The organism is Cognataquiflexum rubidum (assembly GCF_022538115.1).
In the GTDB taxonomy this organism is placed as follows: domain Bacteria; phylum Bacteroidota; class Bacteroidia; order Cytophagales; family Cyclobacteriaceae; genus Cognataquiflexum; species Cognataquiflexum rubidum.
The window spans coordinates 74476-90397 of record NZ_JAKZAL010000021.1; the positions used below are offsets into that span (position 1 = coordinate 74476).

Consider the following 15922-nt stretch of genomic DNA (forward strand, 5'->3'; position numbering starts at 1 on the left):
TTTGGGCATCCAATACATGGATACTTTTTTAGCTGAATAGGTAATAGGCACTGTCACGACGGTGCCTATTTTTTTTCCTTTTTATACCGAGAGAAAATCAAAAAGAGGAGGCGACGGACTACGTAGTGGTCAAATATGGGTAGCCCCGAGTAAGGAACGCAACTCGGGAAAAGAAACGAGAACAACGATTCCGGTTTTTGGCCGAGGATATTCAAATAGAGAATTAGGGGTTTTGTCAAAAACAGGGGAGTTCTAATTTCCACCTGCGTTATTCAAAAAGAATGAATAATTCAGAATAATGAATTATGAATGGAAGTAGCAGCGTGTCCTTGGCATTTATTGCCACCTGCTTTAGCTGGTGGTTAAGGAATTGGAAGAGGCAATTGGGCTTTAGCCAAAAGAAAAGGAATAGATTAATATGAGACCAAACAAGGATTGAACTTCTCAGAATTGGGATTTCAAATCCCAAAAAATAAAAGGGTGGAATTCCAAATTCCATCCAGTAGAAGAAAGTAGCCCAGGTAAATTCCCGACTCAGGCTTTTAGTGGGTTGGGTATCAACGGACAACATCCCATCTCTGGACAATATCAGAGCCATTCTCAGAAAACGTGAATATCACAGAGTCATTGCCACTATCTAGTTCATATTGGTATACCGATTCACTTTGATCCTCCCTTTGGAAAACAATGGTTTCCTGATTGGGATCAATGATAAAAAATCCCTGGCCTATCTGTCTGGCACCCTCTCTGTAAGTAAACTTCCCTCTAAAATCACTGCTGTCTTCGTCGGGAACAAACTCCAAAATCCTGCAGCAGTTTACAGTCAAGTCACTGATTCCGTTTATAGACTCACCCGAGATTTCCCATGGGCCAAGCACCCAAACATCATTTAACCTGTCATTAGGGTACTTGATCTCCTCATCAATGCATGTGGTGGCCATCAGCAAGGGCAGGAGTATGATGAATCTTAGGATTTTCATTTGACTTAATTTTAATTTTTAAAGATAATCTCTATAGCAGAATTTGTCTTACAAAAGGTATTACCAAAACATTACCAATAGGGTCCCTTCTTTTCAAGGTATACTTTGGAAGTACCCCCATGAGGCAAAATAGTTCGATCTCCCCTGTTCTCGGGAATGGCATTTCAGTGGATTGGAAAGAATACAGGACTTTTTATTTAACGAACTGAAGGCCGGGCTTGAATTTCTCAGAATTGGGATTTCAAATCCCTAAAAAATAAAAGGGTGGGATTACAAATCCCACCCAGTCTAATTTCATTTGTCTAAACTACACCCAAAAGGGGGGCGACGATAGACCACGAAGTGGTCAAATATGGGTAGCCCCGAGTAAGGAACGCAACCCGGGTAAAGATACGAGAACAACGATTCCGGTTTTTGGCCGAAAAATGAAAACAGTTGCAATAGCCTTCCGCCAAAAACAGGGAAGGTCAAAATCCTTTGCACACTTTTCGAAACCATCCTTTCCCTTGGAGTTAAATTATTATGGAATTCTTCTCTGTGCACACTGTGACATCAGTGGTATATTCAAAACTTTTCATTGCGACCTTTGCGAACCCTAAGCTGTCATTGCGACTAAAAATTTAAAGAGGATGAATTTTGTGAGCAAAAGCTCCATCAGTGAATAAACGCAAAGTGCCTGTCTTCCGGAGGCAGGGAAAGGATAAAATAGCAATTGTCTTCAAACCGTCTTTTTGTCCGGATTGGGAATTTTTAAATTTAAATTCTGCATGAAATCATCCAATTCATTTTGACCCAATTCTTCCCCATTCACTGCTCTAACCCCTCCTGACCAAACGGCCTTGATCACCTGTTTCGTTTTTTCCTTCGGACAATCGCATCCATTCCCCCACTCTACATAAGGATAATCCTCGGTGAAGGTGAAATATTCAGCATAGCTCAAGATCGGACCTTCTACCAAGGGCTGAAGGGTTCAATCCTTTAAAATCAAACTTGAGCTGTCAATTTGACGGTTTTGGACAAAGATTTATTCCTATTTAAATGATTTTTCGTATGCTTGTTGAGCTATGAATAGAATTGAAAGATTATTACCCATCATCCTTTCCTTGCTGCTGCCGGGACTCAGTATTATAAGCAATAGGGGTGATCTTGATCCAATACAAGCTTTTCCAAAATACCTGTTAAGTGTCTTATTTCTATATTCTATTTGGCAGTTAAACGACTACCAATTCAAGCACCCGGACTGGTTCATTTTTAGAGTTGGGGAAACCAAAATGGTGAAAGCCGTATTCGTGGTGACCAATCTCCTATACATCATCTTTATTTTAGTCTTGGATTATTTCCTTTTGCCATCATGGATAAGTCTATCTTCTGCCGTACCCATATGGGTTGTGGCAACCAGACTTACTATGGCCTCCTTGATCTTTGCAGTGTTCCAACAAGCACTGAAAATGACCAAGCAGCAGGAGTCTCTTTATGCGCAAAACCTCCTGCTTCAGACTGAGAAGCTAAAATCTGAACTGGAAACTATGAAGCAGCAGATCAACCCACATTTTTTATTCAACAGCTTAAACACATTGATTGATTTGATTGAAGAGGATCAAAAAAAAGCTGTTGGCTTTGTCAGGGTTTTCTCGAATCTGTACCGGGTGGTTTTACAAAGCAGCAGACGGGATTTTGTTTTTCTCGAGGATGAGCTGACCTTTTTAAATGATTATTGGGAGTTGCTGAAAATCCGGTTTAACGGGGCGGTTCATCTCGAAGTGAATATCCCTGACGAAATGCGTAAGGTGCTGATCCCTCCACTTTCTTTGCAACTCTTGATCGAAAATGCAGTCAAGCACAACCAAGCTACCAACGAAAATCCGCTCCGGATCGAAGTATTTGAGACCAAGAATACTTTAGTCATTCAAAACAATATCAATCCCAAACCTTTTGTATCATACAGTGAGGGACTAGGTCTTGAAAATTTACAGAAACGTTTTTCATTGCTAGTAGCCCCTATCGAGTACGGTGAAGATAATGAGTTGTTTAAAGTGATTTTGCCATTAAAAAAGAAACAATTATGAGCCTCATAATTAAGATTCTAATCGTTGAAGATGAAGATATTGCCGTAAAACGACTTTTGAAAGAGTTGGAAAAGCTTCCTATAAGGTTTGAAGTGATAGGTGCAGTAAATAGTGTTCAAGGTTTTCTGGATTGGATGCGGACACGACAGGAAGCAGATTTGATTTTTATGGACATCCATCTTACTGATGGGCTTAGTTTTGAGATTTTCAAGCACGTGGAGGTTTCTATACCCGTAATTTTCACTACTGCTTACGATGAATATGCCTTGCAGGCCTTTAAAGTGAAAGGATTGGATTATATTCTTAAACCGATAGATCCCACAGAACTGGAGAAAGCCATTAACCATTATCTGGCATCATATAAAGATTATAACCGTCAAAATTACATGCATCAATTGTTAACCTTGGCCAGGGAATTTAAACCGGACAGCTACCGTTCGAGCTTTCTAGTCGATTTTAAGCGAAAAATGCACCTCGTGGATGTATCTGACGTGGCCTTCTTTTATGTTAAGGAAAGGGGATTATTCCTTCGAAAGAAGGACCAAAAGGAATATGTCATAGAATTTTTTCTGGATGAACTGGAGAAGCAATTGGATCCTACTATGTTCTTTAGGGCCAATCGTCAGTACTTGGTTGCACGATCTGCAATAGAAGAAATAGAACCTTATTTTACCGGACGTTTATTGCTCAAGGTTCACCCTGAGCCACCTTCACCGATAATCATCAGCAAAGAGAAAGCTTCGGAATTTAAACGGTGGGCTGATTATTGATTTTGATAAGTAAAGTCAATCATGAACTTTTTAGCTGCCTTGACCTTGAGTATCTTTCACTTGCTCATGCAGCAACTTTTCACCCAACAGACTGCCAAAGCCAGAGCAACCACACCCGCAGGTAACAATAGAAACTACCGGGATCATCACCTCCCAAATCTGCCTTCCTTTTCTAGCTGGGCTTTTATCAGTTGCGCAGGAGTCATTTTTTAATTTTTTGCCAAAGAAGCCATCCATCAGGTAACAGTAAATCCTTGCACTGAAGTATTACCATGATGTAATACCTGAAGTGGGGAGGAGAGTCTTCTGATTTAGTCAGAAAAGGAAAGGTTCAACCCTTATTTTTTCTGCTTCAGCAACCTTAGCCTACTTTAAAAAAAGTATCCCATGTTATTTTGATTAAATAATAATTCAAAATGTATGGAAAAGGTGAATAAAGTAATAGTAACAATCTTTTTGGTTGTAGCCGCATTTCAGGCACATGCACAAGAATCAATCGAAGGAATCTGGCTGACAGAGGAAGGGAACAGTAAGATTGAAATCTACCAAAAGGGCGACAACTCTTTTGGAAAAGTGGTTTGGCTGGAGCAACCTACAGACCAAAATGGGAATCCCGTCACCGACCGAAACAACCCAAACAAGGATTTAAGAAATCGTCAGGTTTTGGGTATTGATATGTTAAAGGACCTTCAATATCGAAACGGAAAGTGGTACGGTAAAATCTATGCTCCAAAGCGCGGATTGGAATTGGATGTGGAATTGGTTGGCTTAGGAAAGGAAAAAATGGAGTTGAATGTGTCTTACCGAGGGTTTACCCGCAAGCAAACCTGGACTCGGTCGACACTATAATCTCGCAGATTCAAGTAGAATGAGAATGATACTGGTATTGCTAGCCCTGCCAATGACCTAAGGGGATATATAACTATGTTGATGCTTTAATTGGTGTTACCCATAGACTTTTGCAAGGCTTTAAAACTGACTTTTATTTGGGCCATTTGCATTCTCCTATTTCAAATTCAGATCAAAATTGGAAAAGGAAATCGTTGAAATGAAAAGAAAAATGACTATGATTTTTAAGCACTTTATGCTTTTGCTCTTTGTGATGCTGCCAATTTGGGCAGGTGCTCAAACCGAAACTTCGTTTGTTGAGGTAGCTTCTTTGGAAGAACTTATCAAGCTGACGAGAACGCAAAATCCTGATCTGAAGAGCTATTTGCTCAATGTGGAAAAAAGCAGTTATGAGGTTAAGGTTTCCAAAGCAACATTCTTGCCTTCAGTTACAGGCAGCTTCAATGGGCAAAAGAATTTTGAGCTGCCCGTCACTCCCGTTCCTGGCGATTTCTTTGGCCAGCCAGGCGGTACCGTAAATGCACAATTTGGACAGGAATACGCTTACAATGCTGGCCTCAATTTATCGATGAGCCTCCTAGACTGGCAATCTGTTTTGAAGGTGAAAATGGCAAAGCTGACTTTTGAAACTGCGGAAGCACAACAAGACGCATACCTTCAAATACTTGACCAGCAGGTACACGCCAACTATTATTCTATGTTGATTTCCAAGCGAGCAATAGCCTTAGCTGAGAAGGATATGGAAATAGCCGACAGTATCGCCTTGCTTAGCGAGCAGAAATTCAAAGAAGGCGTATTGGATGCCATTGCTTTGAACCAGGCAAGGATCAATTCCAATGTTACGAAGCAAAATCTAAATAACAGTAGACAGCTATACAAGAATAGCAACAATGAGCTTAAGCTATTGCTAGGACTGCGAGAAGTAGATTCATTAAACGTTGGGGAAAATTTCCCCTATAGTTTACCTCCGATGCTTATCAACAGTGAGTTGAAGCCAGATGAGAATATCAGACTTGCCGGTCTGAATCAGGAGCAAGCGGAAAACCAGGTTGACATTCAAAAATCCATGTTTGTTCCTAAGCTATCATTGTTTGGCTACTATGGTAGGCAGCAATTCAGGGAAGATTTTGGCCTTGAATTTGGAAACAACGCCTGGTCAAATTACAGCTACCTAGGACTTAATCTCTCTGTTCCCATATTCACCGGTTTTTCTAGCAAAAATAAACTTAAGGCTAGTAAGGTGGATCTGGAATGGGCTGAAAACGAACTCAATAAAGTAAATCTTGAAAGCGAGATCCAGGATGCCCGGCTGATGGAGGAGTATCATACGAGTCTGATCAATGCGAATCTTGCCAAAGAGGCATTCCTACTCTATGAAAAAAACGAAAGACTTACGCTTCAAAAATATTCAGAGGGTTTGATCAGTCTGGATCGCTATCTCTATGCCTTTGAGGATTACCTGAAAGCTGAAAATGCATTTTTAAATTCTCTGTTGAACACTTATACCTATTACAGCCAAATTATTCCAAGAATCCAATGAGAACGATACTATACCTATCGCTTTGTTGTGGCATTTTGACCATGCTTAGCTCCTGCAATACTTCAGAAACAACAAGTGCCCAGCAGATAGCCATTGTAGATGCAGTGTTTGCAAGCGGTCATATCATCATGGAAAATGAATACCTGGTCACAGCAAACAGTGAAGGCTACCTAGTGGCAGCACCGATTCAAGAGGGGGATTCCGTAAATGCAGGGATGCCGTTATTTCAGCTCTCCAGTGAGGTGCAAAACGAGCAGTTGTCTGGAGCGCAAGCGACCTACCAGGACGCCCTTAAGAATCTGAATGAAAACTCACCTCAACAGAGTCAGCTTCGCCTGCAAATCGAACAGGCCAAAGCGCAACTGGAAATAGATGCTGCCAATTACAAACGATATCAGAATCTATCTAAAACTGGAGCGGTATCGCAGCAAGAGCTCGAGCGTGCCAAGGTGCAATATGAAAACTCCAGCCGCCAAGTGGATATCCTACAAAAATCACTGAGTGATCTGGTAGAAAAACTTAGGCTTAACCTCATCAATGCAGAAACCCAACTCAATATCCAAAAGGAAAACACCAACGATTATTACCTCTCCTCTTTTATTGACGGCAGGGTACTGGAAGTTTATAAAAATCAAGGGGACCTGGTAAGACGAGGAGAAACTATAGCCAGGATTGGAGGAGGAAAACCGCTGGTAAAATTGTTTGTGGGAGAGGAGGATATTGACAAGATCAAAGTAGGGCAGCTGACCACCATCTCGCTGAATACCCAAAAAGACGACTTACTTGATGCCCGCATTTCAAAAATCTATCCCGCTTTTGACGAGCTGCAGCAATCTTTTATTTGTGAAGCAGCATTTGTAGAAGCACCCAAGCTTTTTGTTAATACCCAATTGCAGGCAAATATCATTATAGCTCAAAAAGAAAATGCCCTAGTCATCCCTGGTGCCTATCTCTTGCCTGGGGATAGTATTTGCTATAAAAACGGGGAAAAAGAAGCAGTAAAAGTAGGTATTCGCACTAGTGACTGGGTGGAGATCATATCCGGACTTGACCAATCCAGGCTCATTAAACAGATGAAAAAGCCATGAGCCGGGTGACCAATCTGAAGATTTCCCGGGCGCACCTTACCTCAAGGGTCAAGCAAACCATGGTGGCGATCCTAAGCGTAACCTTTGGGATATCCATGTACATTTTTATGAATGGGTTCATGACTGGTGTCAATGATACACAAACTGAGCTCGCTTTCAGTACACTGGCGCACATTCATATCTATAATGATCTTCCTGAAGACAATACTAATCTTTTACAAAAGAAATACGGAGAGGATAAACTGGTAAATCTCAGGAATGCCAAAGTGATACAGTATACAGAAGGAATTAAGAATTCTGCCAAGATTATTGCTGCTATTGAAGACCATCCTGCCATTACTGGCATTACTCCCCAAGTCAATGTCAATGTGTTCTTTAGAAATGGTGCCACCAAACTCAACGGGGTTTTATCTGGCATTGATGTGAAGCAGGAAAGCTTCCTCTTTGGCACTGAAAAATACATTACACAGGGCAGCTGGAGTAGTATGGAAGAGCGAGGCGATGGAGTGGTATTGGGAGCAGGCTTGGCTGAGAAATTAAGTTTGACCCTAGATGATAATGTGACTGTGATTACTGCTGATGGTGTAAGTCGCAATTTTAAGGTAATCGGTATCATCAAAACAACTATTGGTGGGGTGGACAATGCCAAAGGCTATGTCCGCATCAGCTCAGCAAGGCAGTTGATTTCCAAAAATCAGGGTTACGTCACTGATATTCAGATTAACATCAAAAATTTCAATGAGGCCACCAAAGTAGCCGCTCAACTAGCCCCCAAAGTGTCCTATAAAGTGGAGTCCTGGAATGAGTCTAACGGCCAACTTCAAGCCGGAAATGACTTAAGGAATATCATTGCTGTAGCTGTTTCACTCACCATCCTTCTGGTAGCCGGTTTTGGAATCTTCAACATTATGAACATGACTGTGAATGAAAAAATAAAAGAGATCGCCATCCTTAAGGCTATGGGGTTTGACGGAACTGACATCATTCAAATATTCTTGGTTCAGTCTGTCATCATAGGGGTGATAGGTGGAATAGTTGGGATCATTTTCGGCTATTTAGTCTCTGTTGTGGTAAGCTATATACCCTTTCGCGTGGCAACTCTGGATACACTTCCGATGGTTTACGATCCCCAGGACTATATCCTAGCATTCATTTTTGGATTGATCACAACATTTTTAGCAGGATATCTCCCTGCCAAAAAAGCGTCAAATGTGGACCCTGTAGAAATAATAAGAGGATGAAACCAAGCATGACTCAAGAGTCACACAGAGGAATGTCCCGATAGCCATCGGGATCACCATGCGAGATTCTCCCGAAGAAAAATCGGGACAGGCTATGTGGCCTTTAAAAATCAAATTATACACACATGAAAGAAGAAATAGCACTATCCGCCAGAGCAATAAGCAAATACTTTCACGAACCGGAGACCTTTCAGGTGTTGAAGGATATTTCTTTTGATGTCAAAAAGGGTGAGTTCTTATCCATGATCGGCAAGTCGGGTTCAGGAAAATCAACCTTGCTCTATCTTTTATCTACCATGGATACAGATTATACAGGTGAGATTACCATCAATGGGGAATGCCTGACAGGACGGACTCAAAATCAGTTAGCAGCCTTTCGAAATGCGCACATCGGATTCGTTTTCCAGTTTCACTACCTGCTTCCTGAGTTTACAGCATTGGATAACGTGATGCTTCCAGCACTCAAACTAGGTAAAAAATCCCAAGAGGAAATCAGAGAAGATGCATATTCAAATCTAAAAATGCTTGGTCTTGAAGCCCAAGCAATGAAGCAAAGCAATAAACTATCCGGCGGACAACAACAACGGGTAGCTATAGCAAGGGCATTAATCAACCAGCCTGCCGTCATAATGGGTGATGAACCTACCGGTAATCTGGATTCGAAGAATACAGATATTGTGTTTGATATTTTTCGCCAGTTGGCAGCCGAAAGGGGACAAACCATTATTGCTGTAACCCATGACGATGAGTTTGCACAGAAAAGTGACAGGATTCTAGAATTGGGTGATGGCCGGCTGTTGAATTGATAGCATCAACAATAGGTGAAATTGGGGTAGGTGGACTTTACTACCAAACAAAAAAATATCATTTCAATGAATAAAATATTTGGGACGATCTTACTGTTGGCTATTGTTGGAAATTGCTTAGGTCAGGAATTTGAATTGCTAGAAGTGGAATACGCAAGATATCCTAAAGCATCCCCTAGCAAAATAGATAGTATTGAGGCCATTATTTCAGAATACCAAGTTTCGTTTTTGTTACCTGCGATACGGAAAGAAAAATGGTCCCTCCTGGCCGGAGCCACCTATCGATTGGTAGTTCCGGAAAGCGCCGATCGTCAATCAAATGATGACCTGTTTTTTCTGGGTTTACGCCTGGCGGGTGTTTTCAATGTATCTGAGAATAAACAATTGATTGTTAGTGCTTTTCCAGCTATTTCCACAACTGACGAACCGGGAAGCTTCTCAGGAGATAATTTTTTGATGCAAGGTGGAGTCTTATTTAAAACCCAAAAGACTGAAAAGTTTTCTTATAGCTTAGGCGTAATCAGTACATCAAGGTTTGGTAGACCTTTGATTTTACCTTCCTTAGGTATGACTAGAGTGGGAGATAAAATGAAATTGGACATTAACTTACCTTTCTTTGTGAAAACGATGTGGAAATATACCAATCGATTCTCTTATGGGTTAAAGTTTGACGTAAATGGGAGTCAGTATAATCTCAACAATGAAACATTCAACGGATCTGAAGTGGACTTGCTTCGATTCTCACGGGTAAGATTGGGGCCTGAATTCCAGTATCGAATTGCCGGACCTTTAATTATCGAACTTTTTGGGGGAATTGCTGCAAGACGAACCTATGATTTCGAAATAATTGGAAGTGAGGATATTGATTTAAGCTTAGAAAACGGACCTTTTTTATCTGTGAGGCTTTATATTAGACCACAGATAATTAAAAATTAAACAGGGAAGGTTTAGCCATAAAATTCAATTCGCTAGGCATTATGATGAGATATTCAACCCATGCCTGCGGAAGGCAGGCCTTCAGGGTTGGCCCTAAACTTTATCGCTTTTCTTTTCTATAAATATGCCACCCCAAAGGGATTGGTTGCAATAGATCGGTTAAATCTTGATTGAGGTTCTTTGGGCCCCTTGGCGAAACCTTAGCGACCATTGCGGTTAAAGAATGAATAATGTTTGTGGTGACACAACCATTGGCGTCGAATGATCCCACTGGTCTTATATCTAAGATATATGAGAATTGGCTAGGTTAATTAATTGTTAATATTTTCTATAAAAATTAAAATATGATAATCATTAAAATAGAATTAAAAATAAAACGAGATAGTATTTTTGAATTTATAAACATAGAGATTTTTAGTCCTCACGGTTGATAGACACTGCTTCTGGCAGTGTTTTTTTTGACCCCTGCCAAAATAACACCGGCGAAAAGTAAAAAGTCATTTGGTTTATTTAAATGTTAAAATTAAACATGTCTGGCCTTCAAAAGGTATTTAATTTGATAATCAATCAAAATGAAAATTTATCAAAACAGACGGTACATTTGGAAATCCAAAATATGGATTCCTTTTTAACTGAATAGGTAATGGGCACTGTCTTCGACAGTGTCTATTTTTTTTCCCTTTTATACCAAATAGTATTACAAGGATGATCAAACATTGATGACGACACACCACGTAGTGCCTAACGGGCAGGGTTAAATAGGGTAGCCTCGAGTAAGAAACGCAACTCGGGAAAAGAAACGAGAACAACGATTCCGGTTTTTGGCCTAAAGAATGGAAAAAGAGATAAAAGGTTTCCTCCAAAAACAGGGAAAGGAAAAATCCACTGCGCCCCTTTGAAAAACCTTCTTTTCCTTTAGGTTTTTCTTGACTCTTCCCGGACTCCGTAATCTAGGGAGGGCATATTCACCGAGAGGCATGGGAAAAATTACCCACCATTGGTTAAAATCATATTGAGTACCCAATTTTTTCTGCCAATTGGCAGTTTTTTAGGTATAAATGTTAACATTTCGTAAATAAACTTGCAGTTATCCTAAAGATCTGCTTAAATTAACTATCATGATAAGAGTATCGTCTCCATAAGAATGGAAAAGGGGATAGAAATCTGCTTCAGATCACCCAAAAGCGGGATTTCTATAAACAATTTGGACGGTTGACATTCAATCGGACCATAGCAAATAGAAGTATCGGTATTTTTTAAATCAACTTTATGGAATCAAACAAAATAGGGAAAGGGACCATTATCTCGCAGGTACCCATTCCGATCGAAGAATACAGTGACCTATTACCCCATTTCAAAATCAAAAGCTATCGAAAAAACACCATTCTAAAAGAAATCCATGAGATCGAAACCCAAAGAAGGTATCTCATTTCCGGCACCTTGGCATTATTTGAAAGACTTGGAAAGAAAACCAAATGCAGGAGGATTTACAGTAAATATACCTTAGTCTTTGATTTTGAATCTTACACCCAAGAACGATTGACCAACTATTGCATCAAGGCTTATGCAGATTGTTTGATTTGTGAGATTCCTAGGGAGATTGAGTTAAGAATAATGGAGTCCCCTGAATCTATGATCAAATTGATTTTGCGCTTAAGTCAACAATTGGTCTTGCAAAATTGGGAATGGAGTAGCATTCTTTGGCTTCCTCCCAAGGAGCGATATAAGCAGCTACCCCAAATCTGTCCTGACTTTGCTTTAATCAAAATAAAGGACATCTCAGGCATCCTTAATTTACCGGAACGAACCATTTACCGGCTCCGCCGAACTCGGTAACCACCCCACCTATCTTTCTATATAAGTATGCAGTTTCCCTTTCCATTACCAAATGGTTAACGGTACCCTCATGCCCCAAAAATCACAAATACTTACTCGTTTCTTTCAATTAACCAATTAACCTACTTCAAGCGATGTACAAAAGGAGATGTGTCATATACCCAAAAGATGTCCAGCTCATCACCGGCAAGAGTGAGCGCTATGGTCAGGAACTTTTGACCAAAATCAGGGACCATTATAACAAGCAGCCCCACCAGTTCATTACAGTCCAGGAGTTCTGCGCATTCTCCGGCATTCCCTTAGATGAAGTCGAACCCTACCTTTGAATTTGACAACCTGACAACGCGAAGCCGACAACAATGACAACCATTACAACTACTAGAACCACTACAACAATTACACCTGTCCGCCGTGGCGGAACTTTCCCAACTTGACAAAACACAGCATACAACCCTTCAACAATTATAACTATAATTAAATGATACCAAGACTATAAAAAATAATCACTAAAACTTCATAAAACATTAATATTCAAGTATTTCTAAAATCAAAGCAATTAGGTAAATTAAAAAATTGGTACAAAATATACCTCCATATTTTAAATCTTGTCCAAATGGTGAATTCAATTAAAATTAACGTAATAGGTGCTGGCATTGCAGGATTATCTGCAGGGATATATGCAAGGCTCAACGGGTTTGAGGTGACAATTTTCGAAATGGGTCCCAAAGCTGGAGGAGTTTGTTCATCCTGGGAAAGAGAAGGTTACTCCGTGAATGGTTCTATACTTTGGTTGGCGGGTTCTGCTCCCGGTATAGATTTTTACCCAATGTGGCATCATTTGGGGGTTTTGCAGGACAATACTATCCATAACCATAGTAGTTTCATAGAATACAGAAATATAGATGGGATCGATGTTCATTTTTATGTTGAACCCGAAAAGCTTAGGAAGCATCTCACAGAAATCTCACCCGAGGACCATGAAACCATCGATATTTTTATTGATGCAATCAAAACCTTTGCTGCCGCCAATTTTCCTATGGACAGGGCTTTGGAACTGTTGAATGCTTGGGAATGGGTAAAAGTTTTTATGGGTAATATCCCTGTTGTTGTGACTTTGGGAAAATATAGTCAATTATCAATTAGGGATTTTGCTAAAAAATTTAAATCAGAGGTGCTTCAAACCGCTTTTGAAAATTTTTGGTCTTCAGAAATGTCTATGGTTTGGTTTTTAATGCATTTGAGTTTTGCAGCCAATGGCACAGCCGGATTCCCACTTGGAGGCTCAGGAAAATTCGCCGAAAGATTGGTAAAACGGTTTATTGACCTGGGAGGAAAAATCGAATATAACAGTAAGGTAACCAAGATTGTGATTGAGGGCAAAACTGCAAAAGGAATCCTATTGGAAAACGGTCAACAGATTAATTCAGATTACATCATTTCAGCATGTGATGGTCACACAGTTCTCCACAAGATGCTAGGCCCTAAATTTGTAGATGAAAAAACATTTGATGTATACAATTCCCTACGATTATATCCACCGATAGTATATTTTTCTGCAGGTATCAGACGGGATTTTGATAATCTCCAGTCCTCAATAATCGGTTTGAATATCCCTTTAAATAAATCCTTGAAAGTGGGAAATATCACGCATACCCGAGCCAGTTTTCAGATTTATAATTTTGACCCTACCCTCGCACCCAAAGGAAAAACATTGATTACAAGCATGTTGGATACAGATTATGAGTTTTGGAAAAATCTGTTATCCCAAGGAGAAGATGCTTACAGAAATGAAAGAGCAAAGATTTGCCACGAGTTGCTAGCGTCTCTCGAGCGAGAATTCCCTGGCATTACAGACCAAGTAGATTTCATGGATACAGCAACGCCAATAACTTATGAGAATTGGACAGGAAACCACAAAGGAAGCTATGAAGGTTGGCTTCCCACACCCAGTGCATTAAAAATAAAATTGCCGAGTCATTTCAAAAACCTAAAATACTTCTATATGGCAGGACATTGGGTGATGCCCGGAGGAGGCATGCCCCCTGCTGCATTCACAGGAAGGAACTGTATCCAACTGATCTGTAAAGAAGAAAAAATCCATTTTGAAGCAGAGGTTTAGAATATTGAAGTGACACTAAATCCATATTTATTCAATGAACCCAAAATGAAATCAATTCAATGATCTTAATCATTTAGCCTAATGAACTCTATCAGTGCGGATTACATACCTATCACTTAGATTTGAATCAAAAAATGATGTGGTGGATACTCCTTTATATTGTCATAGGAATTCTGCTTTTTTTGCTTTTCGGTCCATTTTCTTTCAGGATAGATAGCAAGACAAATTCTATCAAGATAAAATTATTCTTGATTGGAGAAGGTGGGATCGTACTACAAGAATATTACCCCTGGCTGGAGGTTAAAATTATTGGACTTAAATGGAGATGGGATTTAATAGAAATAATTTCCAAGACCGAGAAAAATAAGAATGAGGTCAAGAAAGATTCAAAAAGAAAATCCTTTCCATTAAATACTGTTCAAATTAAAAACCTTATCCAAAGCTTCAAAATAAAGGAATGTGTATTCAAATTAGATACCAATGATCCTTCGCTGAACGGAATGCTATTTCCCTTCTTTTACTGGTTGGAACAATGGACAGGAAAAACCATCCAAATCAATTTTACACAGGATAACCAGTTGACATTAGAAATTGAAAACCAAGGATACAAAATTCTTTGGGCGATGATAAAGAAAAGTTAAAACTAAAACCAAAAAAACTATGGAACCAAGCACAGAAAATTTAATTTCAAAAATCACAGAATTCCTAAGAAATGAAGCGAAAACTGAAACCGTAATCGGCCAACAGTTTCAATTAGGAGAGTTTACATGTGTCCCGGTCATGTCTATAGGAATGGGATTTGGAGTAGGCGGAGGCGAAGGAAAAGGAACTGCTCCAAAACAAGGTGAAGGAGAAGGTCATGGCTCGGGTGGTGGTGCCGGAATGGGAATCGCTCCGGTTGGATTTTTGGCAAGCAAAGGATCTGAAATTCAATTTATTGCTGCCAACAATCCAAAAGGTTTTTCGGCAATTATCGAAAAAATGCCTGATCTCGTCAATAGGTTTATGGAAGCAAAGGAAAAGAAAAACTAGGAACCATTTTCTTTCAATATTCCCTCCAAATTTATCATAATGCCTCAATTTTAAAGGAATTGAAAGCTGTAACTCCCATACAGATTTCAATTCCTTTTTTTTAATTTCATTATCAGAGGTTGGAGGATCCGCATTGTAGGAGGTAACTAAAAATTGCTTCATCTAGAGCTATCGGAATCGGCTTAACCTATGTTTTCTATGTTCCTATGTGGTAAAACCATCAGTGAAAATCAATTAAATCTGTGGTAAATTATTCCCTTCCTTTTTTTGGAGCAAAAAAACACAAAATCCAAGACCTGATTCTCCGATAACTTTCCCAACCTGACAACCATTACAACAACTATAACCACTACAACAATTACACCTGTCCGCCGGGGCGGAACCAATCCACCCATATATTCTCTATGACCCTATGTGGTAAAAAATCTGTGAAAATCATTTAAATCTGTGGTAAAAAACTCCCTTCCCTGTTTTGGGGTAAAAAGACACAAGATTCAAGACACAAGACTTGATTCTCCGATTAATTTCCCATCCCGACAACCATTTCAACCACTAGAACCACTACAATTTTTCCAACCCGACAGCCTGTATGTTTAAATTAAGTAAAGCCAAGAGGTTAATGTAACTTTAAGTATCAAATAAATCTTACACTAAACCTC

Annotated in this window: 15 protein-coding genes; 13 read left to right on the forward strand and 2 right to left on the reverse strand. The window is 39.8% G+C overall.

What is annotated here, in order from left to right; all coding sequences use genetic code 11:
- Nucleotides 1-557 precede the first annotated feature (557 nt).
- Nucleotides 558-980, reverse strand: a complete 423-nt coding sequence (locus tag MMU05_RS18855; protein WP_241143218.1) for a hypothetical protein — start codon at nucleotides 978-980, stop codon at nucleotides 558-560.
- 718 nt (nucleotides 981-1698) lie between these two features.
- Nucleotides 1699-1938 carry a hypothetical protein gene (locus MMU05_RS18860; RefSeq protein ID WP_241143219.1) on the reverse strand — a complete coding sequence of 80 codons (240 nt, stop codon included), beginning with the start codon at nucleotides 1936-1938 and terminating at the stop codon, nucleotides 1699-1701.
- A 106-nt stretch (nucleotides 1939-2044) separates the two neighbouring features.
- On the opposite strand from MMU05_RS18860, the gene MMU05_RS18865 reads away from it, so the two are divergent.
- The 13 genes from MMU05_RS18865 to MMU05_RS18925 all read left to right on the forward strand — a co-directional run bounded on the left by MMU05_RS18865 (nucleotide 2045) and on the right by MMU05_RS18925 (nucleotide 15263).
- Nucleotides 2045-3046: a sensor histidine kinase gene (locus tag MMU05_RS18865; RefSeq protein ID WP_241143220.1), complete on the forward strand. Its 1002-nt coding sequence runs from the start codon at nucleotides 2045-2047 to the stop codon at nucleotides 3044-3046.
- Nucleotides 3043-3816, forward strand: a complete 774-nt coding sequence (locus tag MMU05_RS18870; RefSeq protein ID WP_241143221.1) for a LytR/AlgR family response regulator transcription factor — start codon at nucleotides 3043-3045, stop codon at nucleotides 3814-3816. The genes MMU05_RS18865 and MMU05_RS18870 overlap by 4 nt, the downstream gene beginning before the upstream one ends.
- Before the next feature lie 21 nt (nucleotides 3817-3837).
- Nucleotides 3838-4029 (forward strand): hypothetical protein, encoded by a 192-nt coding sequence (locus tag MMU05_RS18875; RefSeq protein ID WP_241143222.1) that lies wholly within the window; start codon nucleotides 3838-3840, stop codon nucleotides 4027-4029.
- 207 nt (nucleotides 4030-4236) lie between these two features.
- Nucleotides 4237-4665 carry a DUF2147 domain-containing protein gene (locus MMU05_RS18880; RefSeq protein ID WP_241143223.1) on the forward strand — a complete coding sequence of 143 codons (429 nt, stop codon included), beginning with the start codon at nucleotides 4237-4239 and terminating at the stop codon, nucleotides 4663-4665.
- Between the two features lie 199 nt (nucleotides 4666-4864).
- Nucleotides 4865-6205 carry a TolC family protein gene (locus MMU05_RS18885; RefSeq protein ID WP_241143224.1) on the forward strand — a complete coding sequence of 447 codons (1341 nt, stop codon included), beginning with the start codon at nucleotides 4865-4867 and terminating at the stop codon, nucleotides 6203-6205.
- Complete coding sequence (locus MMU05_RS18890; protein WP_241143225.1) at nucleotides 6202-7293, forward strand: efflux RND transporter periplasmic adaptor subunit; 1092 nt, start codon at nucleotides 6202-6204, stop codon at nucleotides 7291-7293. The genes MMU05_RS18885 and MMU05_RS18890 overlap by 4 nt, the downstream gene beginning before the upstream one ends.
- Nucleotides 7290-8534: an ABC transporter permease gene (locus MMU05_RS18895; RefSeq protein ID WP_241143226.1), complete on the forward strand. Its 1245-nt coding sequence runs from the start codon at nucleotides 7290-7292 to the stop codon at nucleotides 8532-8534. Before MMU05_RS18890 ends, MMU05_RS18895 begins: the two co-directional genes overlap by 4 nt.
- 125 nt (nucleotides 8535-8659) lie before the next feature.
- Complete coding sequence (locus MMU05_RS18900; RefSeq protein ID WP_194977030.1) at nucleotides 8660-9340, forward strand: ABC transporter ATP-binding protein; 681 nt, start codon at nucleotides 8660-8662, stop codon at nucleotides 9338-9340.
- A 66-nt stretch (nucleotides 9341-9406) separates the two neighbouring features.
- Complete coding sequence (locus MMU05_RS18905; RefSeq protein ID WP_241143227.1) at nucleotides 9407-10276, forward strand: DUF6268 family outer membrane beta-barrel protein; 870 nt, start codon at nucleotides 9407-9409, stop codon at nucleotides 10274-10276.
- Nucleotides 10277-11545: 1269 nt separating this feature from the next.
- Entirely contained in the window at nucleotides 11546-12112 is a 567-nt protein-coding gene (locus MMU05_RS18910) for a cyclic nucleotide-binding domain-containing protein (protein WP_241143228.1), read from the forward strand.
- 134 nt (nucleotides 12113-12246) lie between these two features.
- Nucleotides 12247-12438 carry a hypothetical protein gene (locus MMU05_RS18915; RefSeq protein ID WP_241143229.1) on the forward strand — a complete coding sequence of 64 codons (192 nt, stop codon included), beginning with the start codon at nucleotides 12247-12249 and terminating at the stop codon, nucleotides 12436-12438.
- A 287-nt stretch (nucleotides 12439-12725) separates the two neighbouring features.
- Nucleotides 12726-14231 carry a phytoene desaturase family protein gene (locus MMU05_RS18920; protein WP_241143230.1) on the forward strand — a complete coding sequence of 502 codons (1506 nt, stop codon included), beginning with the start codon at nucleotides 12726-12728 and terminating at the stop codon, nucleotides 14229-14231.
- Between the two features lie 660 nt (nucleotides 14232-14891).
- Nucleotides 14892-15263 carry a GerW family sporulation protein gene (locus tag MMU05_RS18925; RefSeq protein ID WP_241143231.1) on the forward strand — a complete coding sequence of 124 codons (372 nt, stop codon included), beginning with the start codon at nucleotides 14892-14894 and terminating at the stop codon, nucleotides 15261-15263.
- The last annotated feature ends 659 nt before the right edge of the window (nucleotides 15264-15922 follow it).

Excerpts from the sequence above, each read along its gene's own strand:
- MMU05_RS18855 (WP_241143218.1), bottom strand. The coding sequence starts at position 980 with ATGAAAATCCTAAGATTCATCATACTCCTGCCCTTGCTGATGGCCACC.
- MMU05_RS18925 (WP_241143231.1), top strand. The coding sequence starts at position 14,892 with ATGGAACCAAGCACAGAAAATTTAATTTCAAAAATCACAGAATTCCTA.
- MMU05_RS18915 (WP_241143229.1), top strand. The coding sequence starts at position 12,247 with ATGTACAAAAGGAGATGTGTCATATACCCAAAAGATGTCCAGCTCATC.
- MMU05_RS18920 (WP_241143230.1), top strand. The coding sequence starts at position 12,726 with ATGGTGAATTCAATTAAAATTAACGTAATAGGTGCTGGCATTGCAGGA.
- MMU05_RS18870 (WP_241143221.1), top strand. The coding sequence starts at position 3,043 with ATGAGCCTCATAATTAAGATTCTAATCGTTGAAGATGAAGATATTGCC.
- MMU05_RS18890 (WP_241143225.1), top strand. The coding sequence starts at position 6,202 with ATGAGAACGATACTATACCTATCGCTTTGTTGTGGCATTTTGACCATG.
- MMU05_RS18865 (WP_241143220.1), top strand. The coding sequence starts at position 2,045 with ATGAATAGAATTGAAAGATTATTACCCATCATCCTTTCCTTGCTGCTG.
- MMU05_RS18900 (WP_194977030.1), top strand. The coding sequence starts at position 8,660 with ATGAAAGAAGAAATAGCACTATCCGCCAGAGCAATAAGCAAATACTTT.
- MMU05_RS18905 (WP_241143227.1), top strand. The coding sequence starts at position 9,407 with ATGAATAAAATATTTGGGACGATCTTACTGTTGGCTATTGTTGGAAAT.
- MMU05_RS18885 (WP_241143224.1), top strand. The coding sequence starts at position 4,865 with ATGAAAAGAAAAATGACTATGATTTTTAAGCACTTTATGCTTTTGCTC.
- MMU05_RS18910 (WP_241143228.1), top strand. The coding sequence starts at position 11,546 with ATGGAATCAAACAAAATAGGGAAAGGGACCATTATCTCGCAGGTACCC.
- MMU05_RS18895 (WP_241143226.1), top strand. The coding sequence starts at position 7,290 with ATGAGCCGGGTGACCAATCTGAAGATTTCCCGGGCGCACCTTACCTCA.
- MMU05_RS18880 (WP_241143223.1), top strand. The coding sequence starts at position 4,237 with ATGGAAAAGGTGAATAAAGTAATAGTAACAATCTTTTTGGTTGTAGCC.
- MMU05_RS18875 (WP_241143222.1), top strand. The coding sequence starts at position 3,838 with ATGAACTTTTTAGCTGCCTTGACCTTGAGTATCTTTCACTTGCTCATG.